The sequence below is a fragment of the Shimwellia pseudoproteus genome (assembly GCF_016415625.1).
GTDB lineage: Bacteria > Pseudomonadota > Gammaproteobacteria > Enterobacterales > Enterobacteriaceae > Shimwellia > Shimwellia pseudoproteus.
On the sequence record NZ_WBXP01000004.1, the window covers coordinates 1 to 23719 of the forward strand.

The window sequence follows — 23719 nt, forward strand, 5'->3', positions numbered from 1 at the left end:
TTTTGAACTTTTGCTTTGTCACAGGATGTCGCTACAGGGTCAGGAGTGTGGTGATCTGATCCTAATTTCGGCTAAAAGTTCGATTTATTCAACAAAGCCGTGCTGGCCATGATGCAGGCCGTAAGGCGGGGGGCTACCGGGGAACGGGACTATTGTCTGATCCTGCTGGCATTCCGCCACGGTATGCGTATTAGTGAGCTGCTTGATCTGCATTACCGGGACCTGGATCTCACTGAAGGGCGAATCAATATCCGGCGCCTGAAAAATGGCTTTTCGACCATTCATCCGCTGATGCCCGATAAACGTGATGCCATCGAAAGCTGGAGCCGGGCACGTAAAAACTGGCATGCGGCCCATAAAACCGATGCGATTTTTATTTCCCGCCGCGGGACACCGCTTTCCCGCCAGCAGGCTTACCGGATTATCCGCAGCGCTGGCGAGGAGGCAGGTACCGCCACCAGTACCCATCCGCACATGCTGCGCCACGCCTGTGGTTATGAGCTGGCGGAAAGGGGAACCGACACCCGGTTGATCCAGGATTATCTTGGCCATCGTAATATCCGCCATACGGTACGCTATACCGCCAGTAATGCCGCCCGGTTTGCCGGATTATGGGATCGGAATAATTTGCTGGAGAAAAATTTACAGGAACAGCGATATTGGCTTAATACGTTGATTGAAAAGGAAAAATGAAATTGCGAACAAGTCAATTGGGGCCATTTTGACCCATCGTTATAAATGGCTTATTTTTTGACTTTTTAGCGGTATGGTTGGTGATTAGTTCTTTGAATTGATGATTTTTAAGATGCTAAATCTAGTAAATTACCGAGATAAAAAGCAGAAAATGCGGGGGATAACGTGCGATACTGCCGGGCAGTCGGGAGGTTATCAGGCGGGAATGTAAAGAAAGCGCTTAAAATAAACTTATGAAAATAAGTCTGATAATTAATTTTTTTAATAAAGTTCACACTTATTGGTTGCAAAAAATTATAAAACATTTTTATCATGTAAACGGTTTGGCCCCAATTGTCCCATTAATTGGGTGAAAAACGTGCAGAACCGGCAGCCAGATCATGAGACGGACCAGAGGGATGCCTGGATGGTGCACTGGCTGCCAAATAAGGTTCGTAATATTGATTTTGTTCAAAGGAAAAAGACATGAAAATCAAAGCACTGGCAATTGTTGTTCTGTCAGGTCTGTCCCTGTGCTCTGCGGCGGCCCTGGCCGATACGGCCACGGTTAACGGCGGTACTGTGCATTTTAAAGGCGAAATTGTTAACGCCGCCTGTGCTGTCGATGCTGGCTCTATCGATCAGTCCGTGCAACTGGGGCCGGTCCGTTCAGCAAAACTGGCGACCGCTGGCAGCACCAGCTCGCCGGTTGGGTTCAACATCCAGCTGGATGATTGCCATACCACCGTTTCCACTAAAGCCTCGGTTGCCTTCTCCGGGACGGCGGTGAACAGCACCAATACCACCGTACTGGCCCTGCAGGGTTCCGCAGCGGGCGGCGCGACCAATGTCGGCGTACAGATTCTCGATCGCACCGGCACTCCGCTGGGTCTGGACGGGGAAACCTTCAGCAGTGCAACGGTACTGAACGACGGGACCAACGTCATTCCGTTTCAGGCACGTTATTACGCGACTGGCGCGGCAACAGCAGGCACGGCCAACGCCGACGCCACCTTTAAAGTGCAGTACCAGTAAGTCAGTAACCAGACAGGGATGCTATCCGGGCCAGGAGGGCCCGCTATACACAGAGGGACTGGGGTGATAACGATGCAAGGGATGAAAGCCGGATGGTTACTGATGTTGCTGCCGCTGAGTGTCCAGGCCGGTAACCGGTGGAACGTGCTATTGCCCGGTGGTGAAATGCGCTTTCAGGGGGTCATTATCGCTGAGTCCTGCCGGGTTGACACCGGGGATCGTCAGATGACGGTCAACATGGGGCAAATCAGCAGTAACCGCTTTCACGCTGTGGGCGAGGACAGCAATCCCGTGGCTTTTGAGATTCACCTTCAGGACTGTACGACAGCGGTCAGCCAGCGGGTTGGCGTGGCATTTCAGGGGGTTGCCGATGGTAAAAATCCTGATGTGCTCTCAGTGGGGGAAGGGGACGGGATTGCCTCGGGCGTTGGCATTGCGCTGTTTGATGATAAGGACCGCCTGCTGCCGCTTAACGCGCCACCACAAACATGGACCCGGTTATACGCCGGGCCGACAACGCTCCATTTTGTCGCGAAGTACCGGGCAACCAGCCGCCAGGTGGTGGGCGGTGTGGCAAATGCCCAGGCGTGGTTCTCCCTGACGTACCAGTAGCAGGCCCGCCGCCATTGCGCCAATTCGGCACAGACGCACAACAAGAGAGAAAAAAGAGGTAAGTGTGAGAAATAAAGGGGATATCGCGCGCGGTTTACTGGCGGGATTATTGCTGGTGGCCACGCTGGGAATGATGCCGCAGGCACAGGCCGGGGTGGCGCTGGGTGCTACCCGGGTTATTTACCCGGCGGGGAATAAACAGGTACAGCTGGCGGTGACAAACAACGATGACAGCAGCACCTATTTGATTCAGTCGTGGATTGAAAATGCCGCCGGCGATAAAGACAGCCGCTTTGTGATAACACCGCCGCTGTTTGCCATGCAGGGTAAAAAAGAGAACACCCTGCGCATTGTCGACGCCACCAATAACCAGTTACCCCAGGATAGGGAAAGCCTGTTTTGGGTAAATGTGAAAGCTATCCCCTCGATGGATAAAGCCAAACTCAGCGATAACACGCTGCAACTGGCGATTATCAGCCGAATCAAACTCTATTACCGCCCGGCAAAACTGGCGCTGCCGCCGGATCAGGCCGCCGAAAAGTTAACTTTTAGCCGTAGCGGTAACGCGCTGGTCCTGAACAATCCCACGCCGTATTTTCTGACGGTGACCGAACTTAATGCGGGCACCCGTGGGCTGGATAATGCGCTGGTCCCCCCCCATGGGGCAAACCCGGGTGAATCTGCCGCCAGACGCCGGGAGCACCATCACCTACCGGACCATCAATGACTACGGCGCACTGACCCCAAAAATGAAAGGCACGCTGTAACCGCAAGGGGACACACCACTTCCCCAGGGAATAAAAAGCACTGACAGCCGGGCGATGTTGACCGGAGGGACTATGTCACATTTACAATATGGGGTGGGTCACCGGGGAGCCCGGTGCGCCGGGCACAACACTCCGGGTTCTGTTTTTACTGTTACGCCTCTCTTCTTTGCCATTTGGCTGGCGTTACCGGCGGCATCAGTACAGGCCAGTGCCCCCGGGGGGGATCTCTATTTTAACCCGCGCTTTCTGGCAGATGACCCCGCGGCGGTGGCGGATCTCTCCGGGTTTGAGAAAGGCCAGGAAGTCCCGCCGGGGACGTACCGTGTCGATATTTACCTGAATGATGGTTTTATGACCACCCGGGATGTGGCGTTCAACGCCGGGGAAGGCGGCCACGGCCTGGTGCCGTGTCTGACCCGGGGGCAACTGGCGGGGATGGGGATCAATACCGCCGCGGTTGACGGAATGGCGGTACTGGCAGCGGATGCCTGTGTCCCCTTGACCGGGATTATCAAGGATGCCACCAGCCGCTTTGATGTCGGCCAGCAACGGCTGTACCTCACAGTGCCCCAGGCATTTATGGGCAACCGCGCCCGTGGGTATATTCCACCGGAATTGTGGGATAACGGCATCACCGCCGGTCTGCTCAACTACAACCTCACCGGGAATAATGTCCATAACCGTACCGGGGGCACCAGTAATTATGCGTATCTGAATTTACAGAGCGGCCTCAATATCGGCGCCTGGCGCCTGCGGGATAACTCGACCTGGAGCTACAGCAGCGGCGGGGCGGCCACCCACGAAAATAAATGGCAGCACGTCAATAGCTGGCTGGAACGCGATATTACCTCACTGCGCTCGCGGCTGACGCTGGGGGACAGCTATACCAATGGCGATGTGTTCGACGGTATTAACTTTCGCGGTGCGCAGCTGGCCTCCGATGACAATATGCTGCCGGACAGCCAAAAAGGGTTTGCCCCGGTTATTCACGGTATCGCCCGGGGTACTGCTCAGGTGTCTATCCGGCAAAATGGCTATGAAATCTATCAGAGCACGGTGCCGCCAGGGCCATTTACCATCAATGATCTCTATGCGGCGGGGAACGGCGGTGATCTCCAGGTCACCATTAAAGAAACCGACGGCAGTAACCAGGTCTTCACGGTGCCCTGGTCCACGGTGCCGAACCTGCAGCGTGAAGGCCATACCCGTTTTGCGCTGACCGCCGGGGAGTTTCGCAGTGGCGGTGGGCAACAGGAAAAGCCCCGGTTTTTCCAGGGCACGGCGCTGCGTGGCTTTGCGGCGGGCTGGACCCTGTATGGGGGAACCCAACTGGCCGATCGCTACCGGGCTTTTAACGTTGGGATAGGGAAAAACCTCGGCGAGTTTGGGGCGATATCCGTGGATATCACCCAGGCGAACGCCACCCTGCCGGATGACAGCCAACACCAGGGCCAGTCTCTGCGCTTTCTGTATAACAAATCGCTCAATGATACCGGCACCAATATTCAGCTGGTGGGCTACCGCTATTCCACCGAAGGCTATTTCAGCTTTGCGGATACCACCTACCGCCGGATGAGTGGGTATAACGTCGAAACCCAGGACGGGGTGGTTGAGATGAAACCGAAGTTTACCGATTACTACAACCTGGCCTACAGCAAGCGCGGCCGTATCCAGGCCAGCGTTACCCAACAGCTGGGGCGTACCGCGACGTTATACCTGAGCGGTAGCCACCAGAGCTACTGGGGGACGGGACGCACTGATCAGCAACTGCAAACCGGGCTGAACGCGGCCATTGATGATATCAACTGGACGGTGAGCTATAGCCTGACCAAAAACGCCTGGCAGCACGGGCGGGATCAAATGCTGGCGGTTAACGTCAATATTCCCTTCAGCCACTGGTTGCGCTCCGACAGCCAGTCCGTCTGGCGCCACGCCAGCGCCAGTTACAGCATGTCGCACGACCTGAATGGCCGGATGACAAATCTGGCAGGGCTGTACGGCACCCTGCTGGATGATAATAACCTCAGTTATAGCGTGCAGACGGGCTACGCGGCCGGCGGTAATGGCAACAGTGGTGATACCGGTTATGCGGCCCTGAACTATCGCGGGGGGTACGGCAATGCCAACCTCGGTTACAGCCGTGGCGACGGTATTAAGCAGCTGTATTACGGCGTCAGCGGCGGCGTTCTGGCCCATGCCAATGGCATCACCCTTAGCCAGCCCCTGAACGATACCGTGGTGCTTATCAAAGCGCCGGGGGCCGGGAATGCCCGGGTGGAGAACCAGACCGGGGTGTATACCGACTGGCGGGGCTATGGGGTTATCCCTTACGCCACGGAATACCGTGAAAACCGGATTGCGCTGGATACCAACACCCTGGCGGATAACGTCGACCTGGATGACGCGGTGGTTAACGTGGTGCCAACCCACGGCGCGATTGTCCGGGCCGATTTCAATGCCCATGTGGGGGTGAAAATGTTGCTGACGCTGACCCATAACGGCAAGCCGGTTCCCTTTGGGGCCACGGTGAGCACGGGTAATAGCCAGGGGGGCAGTATTGTGGCGGATAACGGCCAGGTCTACCTGAGCGGGATGCCGCGCCAGGGCAAGGTGCAGGCGGTATGGGGGGAGACGCCGGATACCCGCTGTGTGGCGCAGTACCGGCTGGCGGATCAGGATAAACAACCACTGCTGACCCAGCTGTCCGCTGTGTGCCGCTAAGGAGCCGATGATGACAGCACTATTACATTCTGCACGGGGGGGCGTCCTGGCCATGATACTGGCACTGATGGCCGGTTATGCCCAGGGGGCGGACAGCACCATCACCATCAGCGGCAATGTCCGGGATAACGCCTGTGCGGTGGGCAGTGAATCAAAAGACTTCACGGTCGACCTGATGAATAACCCGTCAAAGCAGTTTTCTGCCGTCGGGTCCACGACGGCGCTGGTGCCGTTTCGGATTGTACTGTCGCCCTGCGGCAGTGCGGTGAGCGCGGTAAAAATTGGCTTTACCGGTAATGCCGATACCAGTAACACCAGCCTGCTGAGGCTGGACAGCGGCGCGGCGTCGGCCACCGGGCTGGGGATCCAAATCCTCGATGCCCGCCAGCACGCGCTGGCGCTGAATGCCCCGTCGTCCGCGATCCCGTGGACCGCGCTGAATCATGGGCAAACCAACACCCTGAACTTTTATGCCCGCCTGATGGCGACCCGGCTACCGGTCAGTGCCGGGCATGTCAGAGCCACAGCGACTTTTACACTCGAATTTCAGTAACCGGAGGAAAAATGAAACGGCATTATGCGGCATGGCTGCTGGCGGGATTACTGGGCCCGGCCCCGCTTTTTTCCCCGGCAGCGGATATCACCATCACGGTAAACGGGCGGGTGGTGGCCGGGCCCTGTACGGTGTCCACGCCTACCCCCAACGTGCCGTTGGACGATTTGTACACCTTCAGTCTGGCTTCTGCCGGGGCCAGTTCAGCCTGGTATAACGTGACCCTTAACCTCAGTAACTGCCCGGTGGGGACATCACGGGTGACCGCCACATTTAGCGGTACCGCCGACAGTACCGGCTATTACAAGAATCAGGGGACTGCAGGCAATATTCAACTGGAGTTACAGGACAACGCTGGCGCCACACTCAATAACGGCAGCAATAAAACGGTGACGGTCAACGGCACAACCCAGGCCGCCAGTTTTCCGCTGCAAGTCAGGGCGCTGTCGGTGAAAGGCGGCGCTACCCAGGGAACCATCCAGGGGGTGATCAATGTCACCTACACCTGGGCCTGAGTCAGGAGAGTCAGTGAATGAAAAAAATACTAACCCTGTTCAGCACGCTGTTGTTGCTGGGCTGGTCGGTGAGTGCCTGGTCATTCGCCTGCAAAACCGCCAGCGGCGCCACTGTCCCCATTGGCGGCGGTTCTGCCAATGTGTATGTCGATCTGGCCCCCGCCGTGAGCGTGGGGCAAAACCTGGTGGTGGATCTGTCGACCCAAATTTTCTGCCATAACGACTACCCGGAAAAAATGACCGATTACGCGACTCTCCAGCTGGGATCGGCATACGGTGGGGTGCTGTCCAGTTTCTCCGGTACGGTGAAATATAACGGCAGCTCCTACCAGTTCCCGACTAACTCGGAAACGCCCCGGGTGGTCTATGACTCCAGAACAGACAGACCCTGGCCCACGGCGCTGTATTTAACCCCCATTAGTACCGCGGGTGGGGTCACCATTAGCGCCGGTTCGCTGATTGCGGTGCTGATCCTGCATCAGACCAATAACTTCAGCGGCGACTCCTTCCAGTTTATCTGGAATATTTATGCCAACAACAATGTGGTGGTCCCGACCGGGGGCTGTGATGTTTCTGCCCGTGATGTGACGGTGACCCTGCCGAATTACCCGGGATCGATGGCGGTACCGGTAACGGTACGCTGCGCGCAGAACCAGCGCATCAGTTATTACCTTTCCGGTACCACGGCGGATACCGCCAATACCGTGTTCACCAACACCGCATCAGCGTCCGCCGCTCAGGGGATTGGGGTGCAAATGACCCATAACGGCAGCGCGGTGGCCGCTAATAATCCCGTCTCGCTTGGCACCGTGGGGACCTCGGCGGTGAACCTTGGGTTAACCGCCACCTATGCCCGCACCACCGGGCAGGTGACCGCAGGCAACGTCCAGTCAATTATCGGGGTGACCTTTGTTTACCCGTAATCATGATCAGCGTGTTATGCGGGAGCGTGTTATTCAGGATTATGTACTCTCGCCGTGCCACTGGGCCGCGAATGGGCTACGGCTGTTGATGGCGTCAGACCAGCAGCCCGTATCACTGCTGCCTGCTGAAGGGCAGGGCAACGGGCCGCGGTTTATGACCGCAGATGTGAAGCGGCTGGTGGTCTTCCTGCCGGGGGAACCCTACTGGGGGCTGGCCACGCTGCACCAGGTGGCGGTGCTGATAGCCCTGGCAGAAAAACCCCTGCCGGTGTTGATCCTCAGCCGCAGCCCGGCGGCCTGGTTATGGAAAACGCTGCTCAACTGGGTAGGGAACCCCCGGCAACTGTCCGCGGTTCACGCGGCGCCCTCGGACTTACCCTATCCGCGCCTGGCGGGGCTGATGCAGCAGCGTTTTCGCTATTGCCCGCTGCTGAAACAACTCTTTCTGGAGGATGCTGAGCGGCGCAGAATACCCAGTGAAGGGCTGACCCGGGCTGAACTGCAAACCGCGCTGGATATGCTGCGCGGCAAAAATATTCATGAGCAAGTAAAACGGCGCGGCATTAGCCTGAAAACCCTTTATCGCCAGAAGACATCAGGGCTGAAAAAAATGGTTGAGTACCATCCCGAGCTAGCGGCCAGGTTCCCCAAATCACTCCCCAGGCACCGGTCGCTGGTGACGCTATCGGCCTTTGAGCGGGCATTTATGCGCGCCATCAGTGAGCAGCAGATAATTCCGGTGTTCCAGCCGATTGTCGACAACAACCGGCGGCTGAAAGGGGTTGAGATCCTGGCGCGCTGGCGATGCAACGACAATAGTCTGTTATTGCCCGGGGAGTTTTTACCCCATCTCCAGGCTGACATCGTGTGGCAGCAGCTGACGGCCTGGGTTCTTCAGGAAGCGGTGTGCGGGATTAATCAGTATGCCGGGGCGTTCTACTTTACGGCTAATATCCCCGCCAGCGTCGCCCGGGAACGGCACCTGCTGGCCATGGTGAAGGCGGCTACGGCGCAGTTGCACCAGCCCCAGTGGGCCGCGCGGCTGGTACTGGAATTTACTGAAACGCTTGATCTCAACCGTTTCCCCCGGGCGGCGGCGAACCTTGAGCAGCTGCAACAGGCGGGGGTCCGGGTGATGCTTGATGACTGCTTCTCGCGTAATAGCGTTTTTTTCCCCGTGAGGACCGCGCATTTTAATGCATATAAGCTGGATATGAGTATTGTCAGCGATGCACAACACGATGATCATGCCCGTAACCTGATAAAAACACTGGTGTATTATTGCCGGCTGACCGGCAGTGGCTGTATTGCGGAAGGGGTGGATAGCCAGGAAAAACGTAGATTACTTGAGGTGTTGGGGATCACGCATTTCCAGGGGTATTTATTCTCACCGCCGGTAACCCGGGAATATTTGCCCGCGCTTATTGACCATTTTTTATCCGACGATACGGTAAAATAGCAAGATAATTCTTATCTATTATAACGCTCGTTGTCAGGTAAATTGCCCGGCGGTCAATATATCAGTGATGCTATTAACAAATAACGGCTGATACTTTTTTATCAAAAACAGTTACTCGCGGTATAAGTATAGTCTATTTTTAATTTCCCGGGGGGATATTTCCCCATCTGATATTCAGTAAATTAATTGTCCCGCAAAAGTCCACATTTTAGTGTGAATTATTAAGATACTTGAACTTTTGTGAACCCCATCAATAAAAAAGTTCCAGCACTATCTTAACTTACAGTAAAGCAATGTTGTGTTGTCGTGGAGAGGGAAATATGGCTGACTTAATTGATTTCACTAGCAGACATTTTGGAAAATTAGCCTTCACCTGGATTATTCTGGGGTTTGTAGGCTGGACATCTGTCGCATATTTCGCCTGGAACAGCGGCCACGCCGGCTCCCTTGGTGGCTATGTGTTAACCAGCTGGCTGGCGTGGGGCCTTTTTCACCTTGCCCCATCATGGGCGATGTCGATGATCTTTTGGGTCAGACGTCGTATTACACCGCCCCGTTTCGGTCATTAATCTGAACATTAATTCTACCCCAGATAAAAAGGCCCGCAAATGGGCCTTTTTATAGTGAGGATAACTCGGCAGTACACATAATAAACGTATTATTTAATGCACAGTCGGGTTATTCACCGGAATACCGCGAGAGATTAATTAAATACCATACCGCCATCAATAATCAGCGCTTGCCCGGTCATATAGTCAGAGTCCGGCCCCGCCAGATAGGACACACAGGCCGCCACGTCTTCCGATTCGGAGATCCGCCCCAGCGCCACGTTTTTAGCCCACTGTTCCAGCCCCCATTCGAGGGATTGGCCGTTTTCATCAGCCACTTTTTGGGCAATACCTTCCATCATTGGGGTCCGCACGATACCCGGGCAATAGGCATTGACCGTGATCCCCCTGGCGGCCAGATCCCGGGCGGCAGTTTGGGTGATACCGCGCACTGCAAATTTAGTGGCGCCGTAGACGGCTAAATCGGGGTTCCCCACCTGGCCTGCCTGTGGGGAGGCATTGATAATTTTGCCGACAATATCGCCGCGGCGCGCCGGGGTCCGGGCGCTAAAATGTTTTAATGCGGCCTGGATACCCCAATAGACGCCGCCGACATTGACATCAAAGACCTTGTGGTAAAGTTCCGGGGTGATATCTTCCAGCGGTGTTGTTGGCCCCAGGCCGGCATTATTGACCATGACATCCAGGCGGCCATAGCGTGCCACGACGGCATCCACGGCAGCAATCACCTGGTCGCGATTGGCCACGTCCACTTTTACGGCAAGGGCGCTACCGCCCTGATCTTCGATTAATTTCACGGTTTGCTGTGCGGTTTCGTTATTGAAATCCAGGCAGCCAACTTGAAAGCCATCTTTTGCCAGACGACACGCAATTGCCCGGCCAATACCCTGACCCGCGCCGGTAACCACGGCGACTTTTGCTACTGTATTCATATTTCAGTCCTTACATAATGTTTGCTTGCGCAATGAATCTGAAATTAATAACTGCGACAAAAAATCACAGGCAGACATATCACGGTGGTGAATATGTCCTGGTCTGGTATAGCAAAAAAAATGTGTGTCATCGACCATAAAGAATAGATTTTCCCGCGTGTTATTGTTTGCCATGACAAGACGCAATAAATCGCGGCCGGAGGGGAGAATATCGGGTGGTGGGGAATCGGTTATTGTCACTATTGGTGATTATAATGACAATGAACCATTATTCGCCCGGGATGATGGGATTATACGTAAAGTGACGCACTGCCGCCGGGGCGGGTTTTAAAACGGCGATGCACCCATAAATATTGCTCCGGTGCCCGCATAATTTCGCGTTCAATGATCCGGTTCATCCATGCGGCAGCGGCAGACTCATCGCTGGCCGGATAGTCGTGCAGTTCCGGTTCAATCACCAACTGGTAGCCGCGATCATGCGGTTTACGTACCATGGTGATGGTCAGCATGGCGGCATTAGAGAGCCGCGATAAAACATAGGTACCATTGGTGGTGGCCGCATTGGGGACCGCAAAAAACGGGGCAAAACAGCTGCCTTTAGGGCCGTAGTCCTGATCCGGCGCGAACCAGACCGCTTCCCCCTGTTTCAGGGCGTTGACCATCTCTTTCAGGTGGCGGCGATCGATCATGCCTTTATTGGAGCGCATCCGCCCTTTGGTCTGGACCCACTCCAGCAGCGGGCTGTTGTGGCGACGATACACCGCCATCATCGGCTGGCAGATCCCCATAATCCGGCCACCCAACTCCAGGGACATAAAATGAACGCCGATCACCAGTACGCCACGTTTATGTTGCTGGGCATCAACCAGGTTCTGAAGGCCATCAACACTGAACCAGCGGCGCAGGCGTTTATCTGACCAGAACCAGGCCATGCCGGTTTCCAGCAGCGCCATACCCAGCGAGACAAAATTCTGTGTGATCAGCTCTTCGCGTTTTTGTTCTGTCAGTTCAGGAAAACATAGCGCGATATTCTGGCGGGCGATCCGTTCCCGACGAGCCAGAAAGCGGCGTGAGGTGCGGCCAGACCAGCGGCCGATGGCGGATATCCACGGGTAAGGGAGCTGAACCAGTAGCCACAGCACGCCTAATCCAAACCATGTGAGCCAGTAGCGCGGATGCAGCAGCGCAGGGGTAAAACGTTGATGTTGTGTCATTATAATAATCTGCGAAGGAGAAGGGGGATGTGTGCGTTGGGGTGAGCGAGCGCTACACGGCTCTTGAACAACGCTATTTAACCACAGTTCGCCCCCAGGAATAGGATGAAATCATGGAGAAATGTGTTATAAATGTTGTGGTTGTTACACAGAAGAATAATCGGCGTATCTTGATGATTTTGATAAATTAATTATCAAAAATATTGTTATCCAGCCAGTGAATAAACAATATTTTGTTGATGAATTCAGTGGTAAATGCTGTAACTGCCGCGTAATGACGGGATCTACACATTAATACATCACAAAACAGTGGTCAGATGTAACCGCAGACGACCGGTTACCTGCTGGCCGCCTGCAGCTGGTTATTTACTGAAATAGTCAAACGCCACCACTGCCAGTGCCAGCACAATGAAGAAAATAGTGGTCTTTTTCATTAGGTATTCCTGTCGCTTTATTCCCGTGGCCTGGCGTCTGGTACGTCATGCCTGTTACAACGCGTGCGCTATCATAGCGGGTGTGGCCGGTGGTGTCCCGATACGGGATCACGTTATCTGGCCGGTCCGGTGATTATTCGGCGTTTTCCAGGGTGCGGCAATCCACCAGTTTCAGTGGGTTAACGGAGTTCATATTGCGGCAGCGCGGCGGCTCGGCACTGAGCCACTCGATCAGGTACATGATCAGCGCATCAAAGAGAATTGCGGAGAGTGCGACGCCGCACAGCCAGAAAACTTTCTTGTTCAGCATAACCTTAACGTTCCTTACGATCAGTCAGCCGTGGCGGCAGTGTACGCACACGATACCATAAACGAGGCTGCAAATTAGCACGGGCCTGGCGGGGGTGCAATGGAGGTGTGCATGGCGGGCGGAGAAGGCGAAAAATAAAAAAAAGGCCGCGAATCAGGGGGAAACGCGGCCAAATATCATTGATTATGGAATGATGCTCCCCGGAGATACCGCAGAGCACCGCTACCATAACCGGTAATCGTGCAGCTAAGATGGAGAAACTAAGGAGAGATAAGCCGCTTGCGGTATGTTTATCTACGGTTAATATTTCCAGCGGGCCGCGGCAGGTGGCCCGACGGTGGCTAACAGGCAGGAGACAACATGGGTAAATATCTGGCAGTAATTAGCGCGCTTATCTTCACGGGCTGCACCAGCACGGCAGCACCGGTAACCGCCCCCGGGGCAGCGGGAATGGCGAACCCGGCGTCAGTATATTGCCTGCAGCAAGGCGGCACTCTGCGCCAGGTCCATTACGCTAGTGGGGTGAGTAATAACTGCCACTTACCCGGCGGTGAGGTCATTGATGAATGGGCGCTGTTCCACCGCGACCACCCCCGGTGAACTCAGGCCGGAGTGGGGCTGAGCCGCCCGGCTATCATCTCTGCCAGTACCAGGGCATGGTTTTGATGGGTGTTTTTGGCGCCATACAGCAAGGTGAGCGGCTGCTGCTCGCTAATACGCGCCAGGCGATCGAGATCGGGGTTACCCGCCAGCTCCTGGCGGTAGAGCGCCCGGAACCCCGCAAAGTCGATAATCTCGCGGTGCCACTGCTGGCGTATCGGGCTGGAGGGGGTTAATGACTTACACCATTCATCGTAGTGCAGCGCCTCTTTTTTAATCCCTCTGGGCCACAGTTTATCCACCAGCACCCGGTAGCCATCGTCTGCTGCCGGGGCGTCGTATACCCGTTTACACCTGATCATCATGATCCTCGCTATTGATTTGCTGTGGATGCCTGGCTGCCAGTGTAATGCCGTGGATTATGCAGATTCAAGCCATCCCGGCAGGGGGATATTCTGATTGCCATTAGCGGGGCGCTTCTGTACGCTGAGGTTCCTTATGTGCCCGTTCCATCCTTCACCATAAGGTCCCTTTCTATGACTGATTCAAGCCATATCCCCGTTATCCGTATTGCCCTGGTTGGGGACTACAGCCCCGAGATTACCGCCCATCAGGCGATTCCGTTAGCCCTCGACGATGCTGCCGCCGTTAACGATGTGCTGGCCCAGTATGAGTGGCTGGCCACAGACGCGCTGCACCACGATGAGCAACTGGCGGAATTTGACGCCATCTGGGTGGTACCCGGGAGCCCGTATCGCAGCGAAGCAGGGGCGATCAGGGCAGTGCGCTACGCCCGGGAGAATGCGGTGCCTTTCCTGGGAACCTGTGGAGGATTCCAGCACGCCATTGTTGAATACGCCCGTAATGTGCTGGGCCGCGAGGATGCCACCCACGGGGAGACGGCCAGCGAAGGCTGGACAGTTATCGCCCCGCTGGCCTGTAGCCTGGTAGAGGCCCAGGACACCATTGAATTGCGCCAGGGGACTGCCATTGCCCGGGCCTACGGGAAAGCGGAAATCAGTGAAAAATACCACTGTAATTACGGGGTCTCCCCGCTGTTCAGTGAGCAACTGACCCATCAGCCATTAAAAGTCACCGGCTGGGATGAACAGGGGGAGATCCGGGCGGTAGAACTGACCACCCACCCGTTCTTTGTGGCGACCTTATTCCAGCATGAACGCCACGCCCTTGAAGGGCGGCCATCGCCGCTGGTACAGGCCTTTGTGCGCGTCGCGGCGCGCTAAGCCGCTTATGGCTGTGCTGGCTGGGGCAAGTCGATAACCCGATCGCGCCCCGCCAGCATGCCGGAGAGGGCCATCAGCGCCGAGAGCAGAGCACACACCATCAGCGCCAGGGCCCAGCTATGGGTGATGTCATGCAGCCGCCCCATCAGCGGTGGCCCGAAAGCGGCCAGTAAGTAACCCACTGACTGGGCCATACCGGACAGCGCGGCGGCCTGGTGGGCGCTACTGGCGCGCAGGCCGATAAACACCAGCCCGAGGATCATGGTGGCACCGGAGCTAAACCCGTACAACACAATCCACAAGCTGGCCAGCCCCGGGCTGAGCCACAACCCCAGCAGACTTATCACGCCGAGTAACCCCACCAGCAGCGCAATACCACGCTGATCTTTCAGGCGGCTGATAACCAGGCCTATCACCAGCCCCGGCGCGGCGGTGGCCAGTTGCAGCAGACCGTGCAGTGAGCCGGCTTCGGCAGTGCTGTAGCCGTAATTGACCAGGATAGCCGGAAGCCAGGCAATCACCACGTAGTAGATCAGTGAGTTCAGCCCGAGGAAAAAGGTCACTTGCCACGCCAGCGGAGTACGCCAGATCTGGCGCTGGCTGAGGGCGCTGCTGCGTCCCACGCCGTTGCTGGCTTGCTGGGGTAACTGGGGCAGCCAGACTAACAGCGCGGCCAGCGGGAAGATAATCAGCGCCAGGAAGGCTCCGCGCCAGCCCAACCCGGCCTGGGCAATCGGGACGATCAGCAGGGAGCCCAGGGCGGCGGCCACCCCCATGGTCAGGGAATAACGCCCGGTCAGCCGGGCTACCTGATCCGCAAAGCGCTGTTTAATCAGCGCGGGCAATAACACGTTACCGAGGGCGATGCCGCAACCGATCACCGCCGTGCCGACATAGAGCAGGGGCAGGCTACCGGCAGATCGCAGGCCAATACCGCCGCAGATCAATAACATCGCGAGGAACAGGCTGCGTTCGGTGCCCAGCCGGCGAGAAATACCGGCCGCCAGCGGCGAGATCAGCGCAAAGGTGATTAAGGGCAGCGTGGTCAGAATACCGGTCTGGGCGGTGGTTAGCCCGTAGTCGTGGCGCAGTTCGTCCAGCAGCGGCGCAATGGCCGTGAAGGTGACGCGCAGGGTGGCGGCAATCAGCAGGATCCCGGGCAGTAAAAATAGCCCCGGGCTGCGGGTGGTGGTGGGCATCAGGTATTCCTCAGTGTGTCGCACGGTTTTTCAACGACAGATACCTTACGGCTTCCCGACGTGGCGATAAACAGACTAAAATGACAACCTATCGCTAAATTCGGACAATTTTATGCGCCAGGGGACAGAACAGCGGCTGGGGCTGAACGGCTTTGAGCCAGATTTACACCACGGGCCGGCGCTGGCTTTCCAGGTAAAAGTGGATGAGCAGCAGACCGAGATCCCGTTACATCATCACCGTAAAGGGCAGTTGATCCTTGCGCTGCACGGCGGGATCAGTTGCCACGTTAGTCGCGGGGTGTGGATGATCCCACCCCAGTATGCGGTCTGGATCCCCGGGGGGATGCCGCACAGTAACCAGGCCACCCCCAACGCGCGGCTCTGTTTTCTGTTTATCGAACCCGGGGTAGTGGCGATGCCGGAGCAGTGCTGCTCGCTGGCGATTTCCGGGCTGGTGCGGGAGCTTATCCTGACCCTGGCAGCGCGGGAAGGGCAACCGGTGACCGCCGAGCGGCAGCGGCTGGAAGCGGTATTATTTGATGAGCTGCCCCGCTTGCCCGCCGGACATTTGCAGTTGCCGGTATCGGATCACCCGAAGATCCGCGCCATGGTGGCTTTTATGGTGGCCCATCCGGCTATTCGCCGTACCCAGTCGGCGTGGGCGCGGGAGCTGGCCATGAGCGAGCGCAGCCTGCTGCGGCTGGTGGAGAAAGAGACCGGGCTGAATTTTCGCCGCTGGCGTCAGCAGCTCCAGATGATTCTGGCGATTCGGATGTTGATTGCCGGGCAAAACGTCCAGCAGGTATCCCATGCCCTGGGGTACAGCTCTACCACGGCGTTTATCACGTTGTTCAGGCAACAGGTTGGCCAGACCCCCGGCGCATGGCTGGCGGAGCTCGCCAGCCATGCCTGACAGTGGCCTGGTAGAGGGTTACCGTAGCGCGATGCGCGCAATACTGTCCGGCCCGTTGGTGGAATGGTCTTTGTTAAACGCCTGCTTGAGCGACACATACAGCGTATTGCCATCATCAGAAAGCAGCAGGCTGTTGGGGTTGGTATCAAAGGACCAGCGTTGTTTAACCGCAAAAGTGGTGGCATCCAGTTGCAGGACGTTTTTCGATTCACGCTGTGAAATATAGAGCGCGTTATGCGGTGCGCTGAATTTGATCCCCAGCGCATCGCCGGGGATACGGTTAATCACCTTACCGCTATGCTCATCAAAGACCAGCGTGGCTTTGCCCTGGGCGTTATCGGTAACGAATAACCGGCCGGTTGCCGGGTCTTCCGCCATATTCAGGAACAGGTAATTTTTCCCGTCCTGTGGTTTCCAGCGTTGTTCGATTTTATGCGTCCCGGGGTTGATAACCAGGATTTCACCGCCGCCATTAGCGGCATATATTTTATTGGTCAGCGGGGAGTAGATTATCCCGGTGACCCATTTCCCGGCATTTTTAATGGTGGTTTTTAGTGTGAATGTCCGGGTATCAACCACATCAATAAAACCGGGATCGGCGACCCGGCCAATATATAACTGCGTGCCGTGGAGCAGCATTTCGCGGGCGCCAGCCGGATTGCCGTCTTTATCTTTACCGCCGCTCAGCGCCAGGCGCTGAATAATCTTGCCGGTCCTGGCATCCACTTTTGAAATACTGCCGTCAAGCGAGTTAGTGGTGTAGAACAGCGTGCCATCATCGCTACGCACCATCCCAAAATTTTTCAGATCAGTATGGGTCTCCCCGGTGGTCTCCAGGGTGGCGGGGTTGAGCCGGTATAGCATTCCGCCCTGGGTATTTTTAAACCCCTGAGCACTGGCAACATAGATGGCATTTGCTGCCGGGGAGTAGACCAGTTCATAGAGGCCTTCCCCCAGCGGGCGCTGGATAACACGCTTATCCGGTACTGTCGCCATTGACGTTATGGCCGGTGCGGCGACGCTGGCTTGCTGAGCATGGCAGACCCCCAGAGTGAATGTTGCCATCACGGCAACGGTCAGCGAGGCCCTGGGTAAACCCAATAATGCTTTCATTCCGTCATCCTTCTGTGAATAACCCTGTTTCCCATGGCAATACCAGGGCGCAGGTATTTTTATCGTCATGCGAATAATACGCATTTGCAATAACTAAGCAAATCATCGGCGAAACCGGTATTAGCACCGGTTGCTGTTCTGCAATGAAACCGCCGCGTTTTCTGTCTGGAATGCACAACAGGCAGACGGCATCCGGTGAGAGACATCCCAATAAGCAGCAAGGTAAAGGGAGTAATTTATTGATTAATATAATAGATATATTTTGTTACATATTATGGCCATGGCCAGCAGGAGGGGGCGGCCGCATCGGGGCGCTGTCTGGGTGAGGTATCCGTTCTGGGCGGTATGGGGTGGTGGAAAGCAACATCAGCCAGCAGTGGATGCCGGCTGATGCTGTGGTTACTCGACGGTGGAGCCTTGCTTGTGGAACAGCTCCCGGAATACCGGGTAGATATCCTCCTGGTCGCGAATATGCTGGATAGCAAAATTATCAAACAGGGTTTGCAGGTGTTCATATTCACGCCACAGGGTCTGGTGGGCGCGCCGGGTGATCTCGATATAGCTGTAGTAACGCACTACGGGCAGGATCTTCTTCGCCAGCAGTTCGTGGCACAGTGGTGAATCATCGGCCCAGTTGTCGCCGTCGGACGCTTGTGCCGCGTAAATGTTCCACTGATCCGGATCGTACCGGGCCTTGATGACCTCATCCATTAATTTCAGGGCGCTGGAGACGATGGTCCCCCCGGTTTCCTGAGAGTAGAAAAACTCATGCTCATCGACCTCTTTGGCCTGAGTATGATGACGGATATAGACCACGTCGACATTTTTATAGGTCCGGCTGAGGAACAGATACAGCAGAATATAGAACCGTTTGGCCATGTCTTTAGTGGCTTGATCCATTGAGCCGGAAACGTCCATCAGGCAGAACATCACTGCCCGGCTGGAAGGTTCTGGCCGTTTTTCGTAATTTTTATAACGTAAATCGAAGGTGTCAATAAACGGCACCCGGGCGATTTGGGCGCGCAGCTCGGCAATCTCTTTGCGCAGTCGCTCTTCTTCCAGCAACTGGGCCGGTTCACATTTTTCCGTGTCGTCGAGCTGCTCCTCCAGCGCGTGCAACTGGCGACGTTTACCGGCGGTCATGGCGGTACGGCGCGCCAGTGAATTTTGTAGCGAGCGCACCACGCTAATGTTGGCGGGCACCCCGTTGGCGGTGAATCCGGCGCGGTGGGTTTTATATTCGTTCAGCTGACGGTGCTGGTTGCGTTTCAGGTTTGGCAAGGCGAGATCTTCGAACAACAGATCGAGATATTCGTCTTTCGAGATCTGAAAGACAAATTCATCCTGGCCTTCACCGTCCTGGCTTGCCTGACCCTGGCCGCTACCGCCACCGCCGCCACCGCCCCCCTGGGGCCGTTCAACCCGGTCGTTTTGCACGAAGTGGTCGTTACCCGGATGCACCCGGTGGCGCAGGCCGCCACGGCCCTGGTGAAACATCGGTTCGCTGATGTCTTCGTTTGGTATAGAGACCGATTCTCCGCTCTCAATATCGGTGACCGAGCGTTTGTTGAACGCCTCGGAGATCGATTGCTTAATTTGCGATTTGTAACGGCGTAAAAAGCGCTGGCGGTTTACCGCGCTTTTGTTTTTGCCGTTCAGTCGCCGGTCAATGAACCAGGTCATAGTTCCCCCCCAATACTGCTAATGCCAGCGCTGCAGAAGGCCGCAGCGGCGCTGCGGCCTGACGGGTCCTGGCGTTATGATGATTTGCGTACCCGCAGATACCATTCACACAACAGGCGAACCTGTTTGCGGGTGTAGCCTTTTTCCATCATACGATCGACAAAATCGTCGTGTTTTTTCTGCTCGTCGGTGGACGTTTTGGCATTGAACGAAATCACCGGCAGTAACTCTTCGGTGTTCGAGAACATTTTCTTCTCGATAACGGTACGCAGCTTCTCATAGCTGGTCCAGGACGGGTTACGGCTATTATTATTGGCCCGGGCGCGCAGCACGAAGTTAACGATTTCATTGCGGAAATCTTTCGGGTTGCTGATCCCGGCGGGTTTTTCGATTTTCTCCAGTTCGGCATTGAGGGATTCGCGGTCAAACAACTGGCCGGTATCCGGATCGCGGTATTCCTGATCCTGGATCCAGAAATCCGCATAAGTGACATAACGATCGAAAATGTTCTGCCCGTATTCCGAATAGGACTCCAGGTAGGCGGTCTGGATCTCTTTGCCAATAAACTCGGCGTATTTCGGGATCAGGTAGCCTTTGAGGAACTCAAGGTAACGTTCAGACTGCTCCTGGGGGAACTGCTCACGTTCTATCTGCTGCTCCAGAACATAGAACAGATGGACCGGGTTTGCCGCCACTTCCGCGTGGTCAAAGTTAAACACCCGGGAGAGGATCTTAAAGGCAAAGCGGGTGGACAACCCGTTCATGCCTTCATCGACACCGGCATAGTCCCGGTACTCCTGGTAGGACTTGGCCTTCGGATCGGTGTCTTTGAGGCTTTCACCGTCATACACCCGCATCTTCGAGTACATGCTGGAGTTTTCCGGCTCTTTGAGGCGCGACAGGATCGAGAAGCGGGCCAGGGTTTCCAGGGTCCCCGGTGCGCACGGGGCGTGAGTCAGCTCACTGTGGTTAAGCAGTTTTTCATAAATGCGCATCTCTTCAGAAATTCGCAGGCAGTAAGGCACCTTGACGATATAAACACGGTCGAGGAATGCCTCGTTGTTTTTGTTATTGCGGAAGGTGACCCATTCAGATTCGTTGGAGTGGGCCAGAATAATTCCGCTGAACGGCAGGGCAGAGATCCCCTCGGTACCGTTATAGTTACCTTCCTGGGTGGCTGTCAGCAACGGATGCAGGACTTTAATCGGCGCTTTGAACATTTCGACAAATTCCATGATCCCCTGGTTGGCCCGGCACAGGGCGCCGGAATAGCCATAGGCATCAGGATCGTTTTGGGCAAAATGCTCCAGCTTACGAATGTCCACTTTACCGACCAGCGCAGAGATATCCTGGTTGTTCTCATCACCGGGTTCGGTTTTGGCAATAGCAATCTGCTCCAGAATAGACGGCCATACCTTCACCACCCGGAATTTGGTGATGTCGCCGCCAAATTCATGGAGCCGTTTCGCCGCCCAGGGAGACATGATGGTGCCCAGATAGCGGGGCGGAACACCGTACTCTTTCTCCAGGATTTGTGTGTCTTCCTGGGGGTTAAACAGGCACAGCGGATGGTCGTTTACCGGGCTGCGCTCACCGTTGGCGCTCAGCACATAAATAGGCACCCGCTGCATCAGCGATTTCAGTCGTTCCGCTAACGATGATTTACCGCCGCCCACCGGCCCCAGCAGGTAGAGGATCTGTTTCTTCTCTTCCAGCCCCTGAGCCGCGTGTTTCAGATAAGAGACAATCTGTTCGATGGCGTCTTCCATGCCATAGAACTCTTCAAAGGCGGGGTAGCGGGCAACTACCCGGTTCGAAAAGAGACGGGACAACCGTGGTTCCAGGGCAGTATCCACCATCACTGGCTCACCAATGGCCATCAGTAGCCGTTCTGCCGCGTTGGCATATGCACTGCGATCTTGCCGGCAAATGGTAAGAAATTCCTGCAGTGTGAACTCTTCGTCCTTGGCAGCTTCATAACGCTGGCGATAGTGATCGAATATATTCATGGTATGCCGTCCTTTCGTTTTTTAGCACAGGTTACAGAGCCATTCGGATGAGTAATAGAGAGGCTCCAGGAAGACGTATACTGACGCTGGCCTTATCCAGCAACCGGCATGCCGGGCCGCTTTATATCCCCGCAGATGGTGTGGTAAGCCTGATCAGTGTGTTGCATCCTCGTAATTTTAAGCGTAGATGGCATTTAGAAAACTTGCACCGCCTCCCTGTAAATTTCAAATACATATCAATAACTCATCCGGCGTTACGTTACACAGATCTCAGGGTTTTTGTTCTGCCATCACAAAGATTTCACGCGGCTGACACTGGCTTGCTACCTGTGCGACGCATAATTGACGATTTGTGTAAATTAATTTTGGTATTGTAAAACGGCTAATTGGAGTCGTCGTTTAGTTTTATTAAAGGATTAAATATATTGTGACCAGGTTAATGAACGTTACCGCAGGGGCTATTATTGCCGCTACCGCATTCGCGGCGCATGCTGATGGTCCCTGGACGATTGGTGCCGGGGCAGGTTTTGTCGAGAATGCCTACAAATCCTATGATCGTGATATCTGGCCAGATCCGGTTATCGGCTATGATGGGGAGAGTGTTTGGTTTGACGGGCTCGAGGGGGGGTACTACCTGTGGAATGACCAAAGCGACAAATTGTCGGTGATGGCCAATTTTGCCCCGCAGTATTTCCGGCCTAAAGACAGTGATAACCGCCAGCTACGCCAGCTTAATCATCGCCGGCCCACCGTCATGGCAGGGCTCTCTTATGTCCACATCTCCCAATATGGTGCGCTGCGCACTTCGCTGGCCGGGGACATTCTTGACAACAGTAATGGGATTGTCTGGGATACCGCCTGGCTGTACAGCTATACCGGGGGGAAATGGGAGATCACGCCCGGTATCGGTGTGGTCTGGAACAGTGCAAACCAGAACCGCTACTACTACGGGGTGAGTTATTCAGAGTCTCGCCACAGTGGCCTGAAACACTACAACCCGGACAGCAGCTGGAACCCGTATCTGGAATTGACGGTAAACTACCATCTGACCAGTGACTGGACGCTGTACGGCACCGGGCGCTATACCCGCCTGAGTGATGAAGAGAAAGACAGCCCGATGGTGGGTAAATCCTGGACGGGGTTATTATCCACCGGGATAACCTATTCTTTCTGACCGATGGCTTGCTATAAAGCACAACAGGCCCGCATGGCGGGCCTGTTGTGCTATCCGACAGCCTGGCCGCCGTTATGCTTTTGCCACCCGGATAATCTGGGTCAGCAGAGAAGGATGTGCGGCGGTCACTTTCTGTGCTTCGGTGGCGACAGCACTTTCCACACAGACAAAGGTTTTGTAGCCGTCATCCGGCATATCGGCCATGCTCACTGACAGCGCCGGGCCGGGGTTCCAGCCCACCACATTCAGATGATGGCGATGTTCGACATCAATACGGCGCCCGAGGCGGCTATCGTGGATGACGCTGACGGCCTGCGGCTCAAGGTATACGCGGTCGGTGCGATCCGGGAAGGTCTGAGTACCGTCAATCAGGGTGCCGATTTCCGCGTTGTTCACTTTATCAATGTAGCGATTGCCCAGGCCACTGACCGACACGGCGCTGATATCACCGACATTAAAATAGCTGTGCAGGGCGCTGGTGGTTTCAAAATCACCGTGCGCTTCGAGGGTTATTTCACAGCTGGCCCCCAGTTTGTACTGGGCGGTGAGGGAGAAATCGTGAGGCCAGTACTGGCGGGAAGCATCGCTACTGTGCAGCTGGAAGGTCAGCACGACGCCGCTGGCGTCTTCACTATGACCGGTCAGGGTCCAGGGCAGGTTACGGGCAAAACCGTGGGCCGGAAGGCCCTGCCGGGCGGCGGGACCAAACCACGGCCAGCACAGCGGTACGCCGCCGCGGATAGCAACGCCTTTCTTAAACGGGGTGTTGCCGCTGAGCCACAATACGTCCTGCTCACCGGTGGGTTGCCAGTTGAGCAGGTGAGCACCCTGTAATGCCACCGCGGCGCGGACCGCCGGATGATCAACGACAATAACGTCCAGCTCGTCCTTGCGGCGCAGTGACAGCGCAGGGGTGATTTTTTCTACAACCGGCAGTGCAAAAATAGATGAAATCATTCAGATAACCCTTAGCGTAAAGCATAAAAAAGGCGACCGGAGTGGTCTTTTTTATTCAATGAGTTCATTGGCTTACTGTTTTACCAGTAATGTGGTTCCACCATTCTACAG

Annotated in this window: 22 protein-coding genes and 1 pseudogene; 14 read left to right on the forward strand and 9 right to left on the reverse strand. The window is 55.6% G+C overall.

Going from position 1 to position 23719, the window contains the following annotated elements:
- Positions 1-108: 108 nt before the first annotated feature.
- The 10 genes and pseudogenes from F9C28_RS02960 to F9C28_RS03005 all read left to right on the forward strand — a co-directional run bounded on the left by F9C28_RS02960 (position 109) and on the right by F9C28_RS03005 (position 9826).
- Positions 109-693: a tyrosine-type DNA invertase gene (locus F9C28_RS02960; protein ID WP_199013728.1), complete on the forward strand. Its 585-nt coding sequence runs from the start codon at positions 109-111 to the stop codon at positions 691-693.
- Positions 694-1158: 465 nt separating this feature from the next.
- Positions 1159-1707 carry a type 1 fimbrial major subunit FimA gene (fimA, locus tag F9C28_RS02965; protein ID WP_199013731.1) on the forward strand — a complete coding sequence of 183 codons (549 nt, stop codon included), beginning with the start codon at positions 1159-1161 and terminating at the stop codon, positions 1705-1707.
- A 72-nt stretch (positions 1708-1779) separates the two neighbouring features.
- A complete protein-coding gene (gene fimI / locus F9C28_RS02970) occupies positions 1780-2319 on the forward strand; it encodes a type 1 fimbrial minor subunit FimI (protein WP_199013869.1) in 540 nt (179 codons plus the stop codon).
- 130 nt (positions 2320-2449) lie between these two features.
- Positions 2450-3086 (forward strand): annotated as a pseudogene (locus F9C28_RS02975) (fimbria/pilus periplasmic chaperone).
- Between the two features lie 72 nt (positions 3087-3158).
- Positions 3159-5807: a fimbrial biogenesis usher protein gene (locus tag F9C28_RS02980; protein WP_199013732.1), complete on the forward strand. Its 2649-nt coding sequence runs from the start codon at positions 3159-3161 to the stop codon at positions 5805-5807.
- 52 nt (positions 5808-5859) lie between these two features.
- A complete protein-coding gene (fimF, locus tag F9C28_RS02985) occupies positions 5860-6360 on the forward strand; it encodes a type 1 fimbrial adaptor subunit FimF (RefSeq protein ID WP_233148882.1) in 501 nt (166 codons plus the stop codon).
- 11 nt (positions 6361-6371) lie between these two features.
- Positions 6372-6875 carry a type 1 fimbrial minor subunit FimG gene (gene fimG, locus F9C28_RS02990; protein ID WP_199013734.1) on the forward strand — a complete coding sequence of 168 codons (504 nt, stop codon included), beginning with the start codon at positions 6372-6374 and terminating at the stop codon, positions 6873-6875.
- A 17-nt stretch (positions 6876-6892) separates the two neighbouring features.
- The gene (locus F9C28_RS02995; RefSeq protein ID WP_199013735.1) at positions 6893-7798 is read left to right on the forward strand and encodes a fimbrial protein; all 906 of its coding nucleotides are present in this window, start codon (positions 6893-6895) and stop codon (positions 7796-7798) included.
- Between the two features lie 16 nt (positions 7799-7814).
- Positions 7815-9257 carry an EAL domain-containing protein gene (locus F9C28_RS03000; protein WP_199013737.1) on the forward strand — a complete coding sequence of 481 codons (1443 nt, stop codon included), beginning with the start codon at positions 7815-7817 and terminating at the stop codon, positions 9255-9257.
- Between the two features lie 320 nt (positions 9258-9577).
- Positions 9578-9826, forward strand: coding sequence for a hypothetical protein (locus F9C28_RS03005; protein ID WP_199013739.1), 249 nt, complete (start codon positions 9578-9580; stop codon positions 9824-9826).
- 134 nt (positions 9827-9960) lie between these two features.
- Here F9C28_RS03005 and F9C28_RS03010 read toward each other — a convergent pair whose 3' ends face one another.
- The 3 genes from F9C28_RS03010 to F9C28_RS03020 all read right to left on the reverse strand — a co-directional run bounded on the left by F9C28_RS03010 (position 9961) and on the right by F9C28_RS03020 (position 12713).
- Positions 9961-10758 carry a (S)-acetoin forming diacetyl reductase gene (locus F9C28_RS03010; RefSeq protein WP_199013741.1) on the reverse strand — a complete coding sequence of 266 codons (798 nt, stop codon included), beginning with the start codon at positions 10756-10758 and terminating at the stop codon, positions 9961-9963.
- 290 nt (positions 10759-11048) lie between these two features.
- Complete coding sequence (lpxP, locus tag F9C28_RS03015; protein ID WP_199013743.1) at positions 11049-11972, reverse strand: kdo(2)-lipid IV(A) palmitoleoyltransferase; 924 nt, start codon at positions 11970-11972, stop codon at positions 11049-11051.
- A 567-nt stretch (positions 11973-12539) separates the two neighbouring features.
- Positions 12540-12713, reverse strand: a complete 174-nt coding sequence (locus F9C28_RS03020) for a DUF2556 family protein (RefSeq protein ID WP_199013870.1) — start codon at positions 12711-12713, stop codon at positions 12540-12542.
- Positions 12714-13076: 363 nt separating this feature from the next.
- Here F9C28_RS03020 and F9C28_RS20370 point away from each other — a divergent pair, with 363 nt between their 5' ends.
- A complete protein-coding gene (locus F9C28_RS20370; RefSeq protein ID WP_199013745.1) occupies positions 13077-13316 on the forward strand; it encodes a putative hemolysin in 240 nt (79 codons plus the stop codon).
- A 2-nt stretch (positions 13317-13318) separates the two neighbouring features.
- Here F9C28_RS20370 and F9C28_RS03030 read toward each other — a convergent pair whose 3' ends face one another.
- Positions 13319-13678: a DUF488 domain-containing protein gene (locus F9C28_RS03030; protein ID WP_199013871.1), complete on the reverse strand. Its 360-nt coding sequence runs from the start codon at positions 13676-13678 to the stop codon at positions 13319-13321.
- A 174-nt stretch (positions 13679-13852) separates the two neighbouring features.
- On the opposite strand from F9C28_RS03030, the gene F9C28_RS03035 reads away from it, so the two are divergent.
- Positions 13853-14560, forward strand: a complete 708-nt coding sequence (locus tag F9C28_RS03035) for a CTP synthase C-terminal region-related (seleno)protein (RefSeq protein ID WP_199013747.1) — start codon at positions 13853-13855, stop codon at positions 14558-14560.
- A gap of 5 nt (positions 14561-14565) precedes the next feature.
- On the opposite strand, the gene F9C28_RS03040 is transcribed toward F9C28_RS03035, so the two are convergent.
- Positions 14566-15759: an MFS transporter gene (locus F9C28_RS03040; RefSeq protein WP_199013749.1), complete on the reverse strand. Its 1194-nt coding sequence runs from the start codon at positions 15757-15759 to the stop codon at positions 14566-14568.
- Positions 15760-15871: 112 nt separating this feature from the next.
- On the opposite strand from F9C28_RS03040, the gene F9C28_RS03045 reads away from it, so the two are divergent.
- Positions 15872-16672: an AraC family transcriptional regulator gene (locus tag F9C28_RS03045; RefSeq protein ID WP_199013751.1), complete on the forward strand. Its 801-nt coding sequence runs from the start codon at positions 15872-15874 to the stop codon at positions 16670-16672.
- 18 nt (positions 16673-16690) lie between these two features.
- Here the strand turns inward: F9C28_RS03045 and F9C28_RS03050 are convergent, their stop codons facing one another.
- The 3 genes from F9C28_RS03050 to yeaG form a co-directional block, all read right to left on the reverse strand.
- Positions 16691-17785, reverse strand: a complete 1095-nt coding sequence (locus F9C28_RS03050) for a YncE family protein (protein ID WP_199013753.1) — start codon at positions 17783-17785, stop codon at positions 16691-16693.
- A gap of 399 nt (positions 17786-18184) precedes the next feature.
- On the reverse strand, positions 18185-19468 hold the full coding sequence (locus F9C28_RS03055) for a YeaH/YhbH family protein (protein ID WP_199013755.1): 1284 nt from the start codon (positions 19466-19468) through the stop codon (positions 18185-18187).
- A 74-nt stretch (positions 19469-19542) separates the two neighbouring features.
- On the reverse strand, positions 19543-21477 hold the full coding sequence (gene yeaG / locus F9C28_RS03060) for a protein kinase YeaG (RefSeq protein WP_199013757.1): 1935 nt from the start codon (positions 21475-21477) through the stop codon (positions 19543-19545).
- Positions 21478-21916: 439 nt separating this feature from the next.
- On the opposite strand from yeaG, the gene F9C28_RS03065 reads away from it, so the two are divergent.
- A complete protein-coding gene (locus tag F9C28_RS03065) occupies positions 21917-22651 on the forward strand; it encodes a MipA/OmpV family protein (RefSeq protein WP_233148883.1) in 735 nt (244 codons plus the stop codon).
- 72 nt (positions 22652-22723) lie between these two features.
- Here the strand turns inward: F9C28_RS03065 and F9C28_RS03070 are convergent, their stop codons facing one another.
- Positions 22724-23608, reverse strand: a complete 885-nt coding sequence (locus F9C28_RS03070; protein WP_199013761.1) for a D-hexose-6-phosphate mutarotase — start codon at positions 23606-23608, stop codon at positions 22724-22726.
- Positions 23609-23719 lie beyond the last annotated feature (111 nt).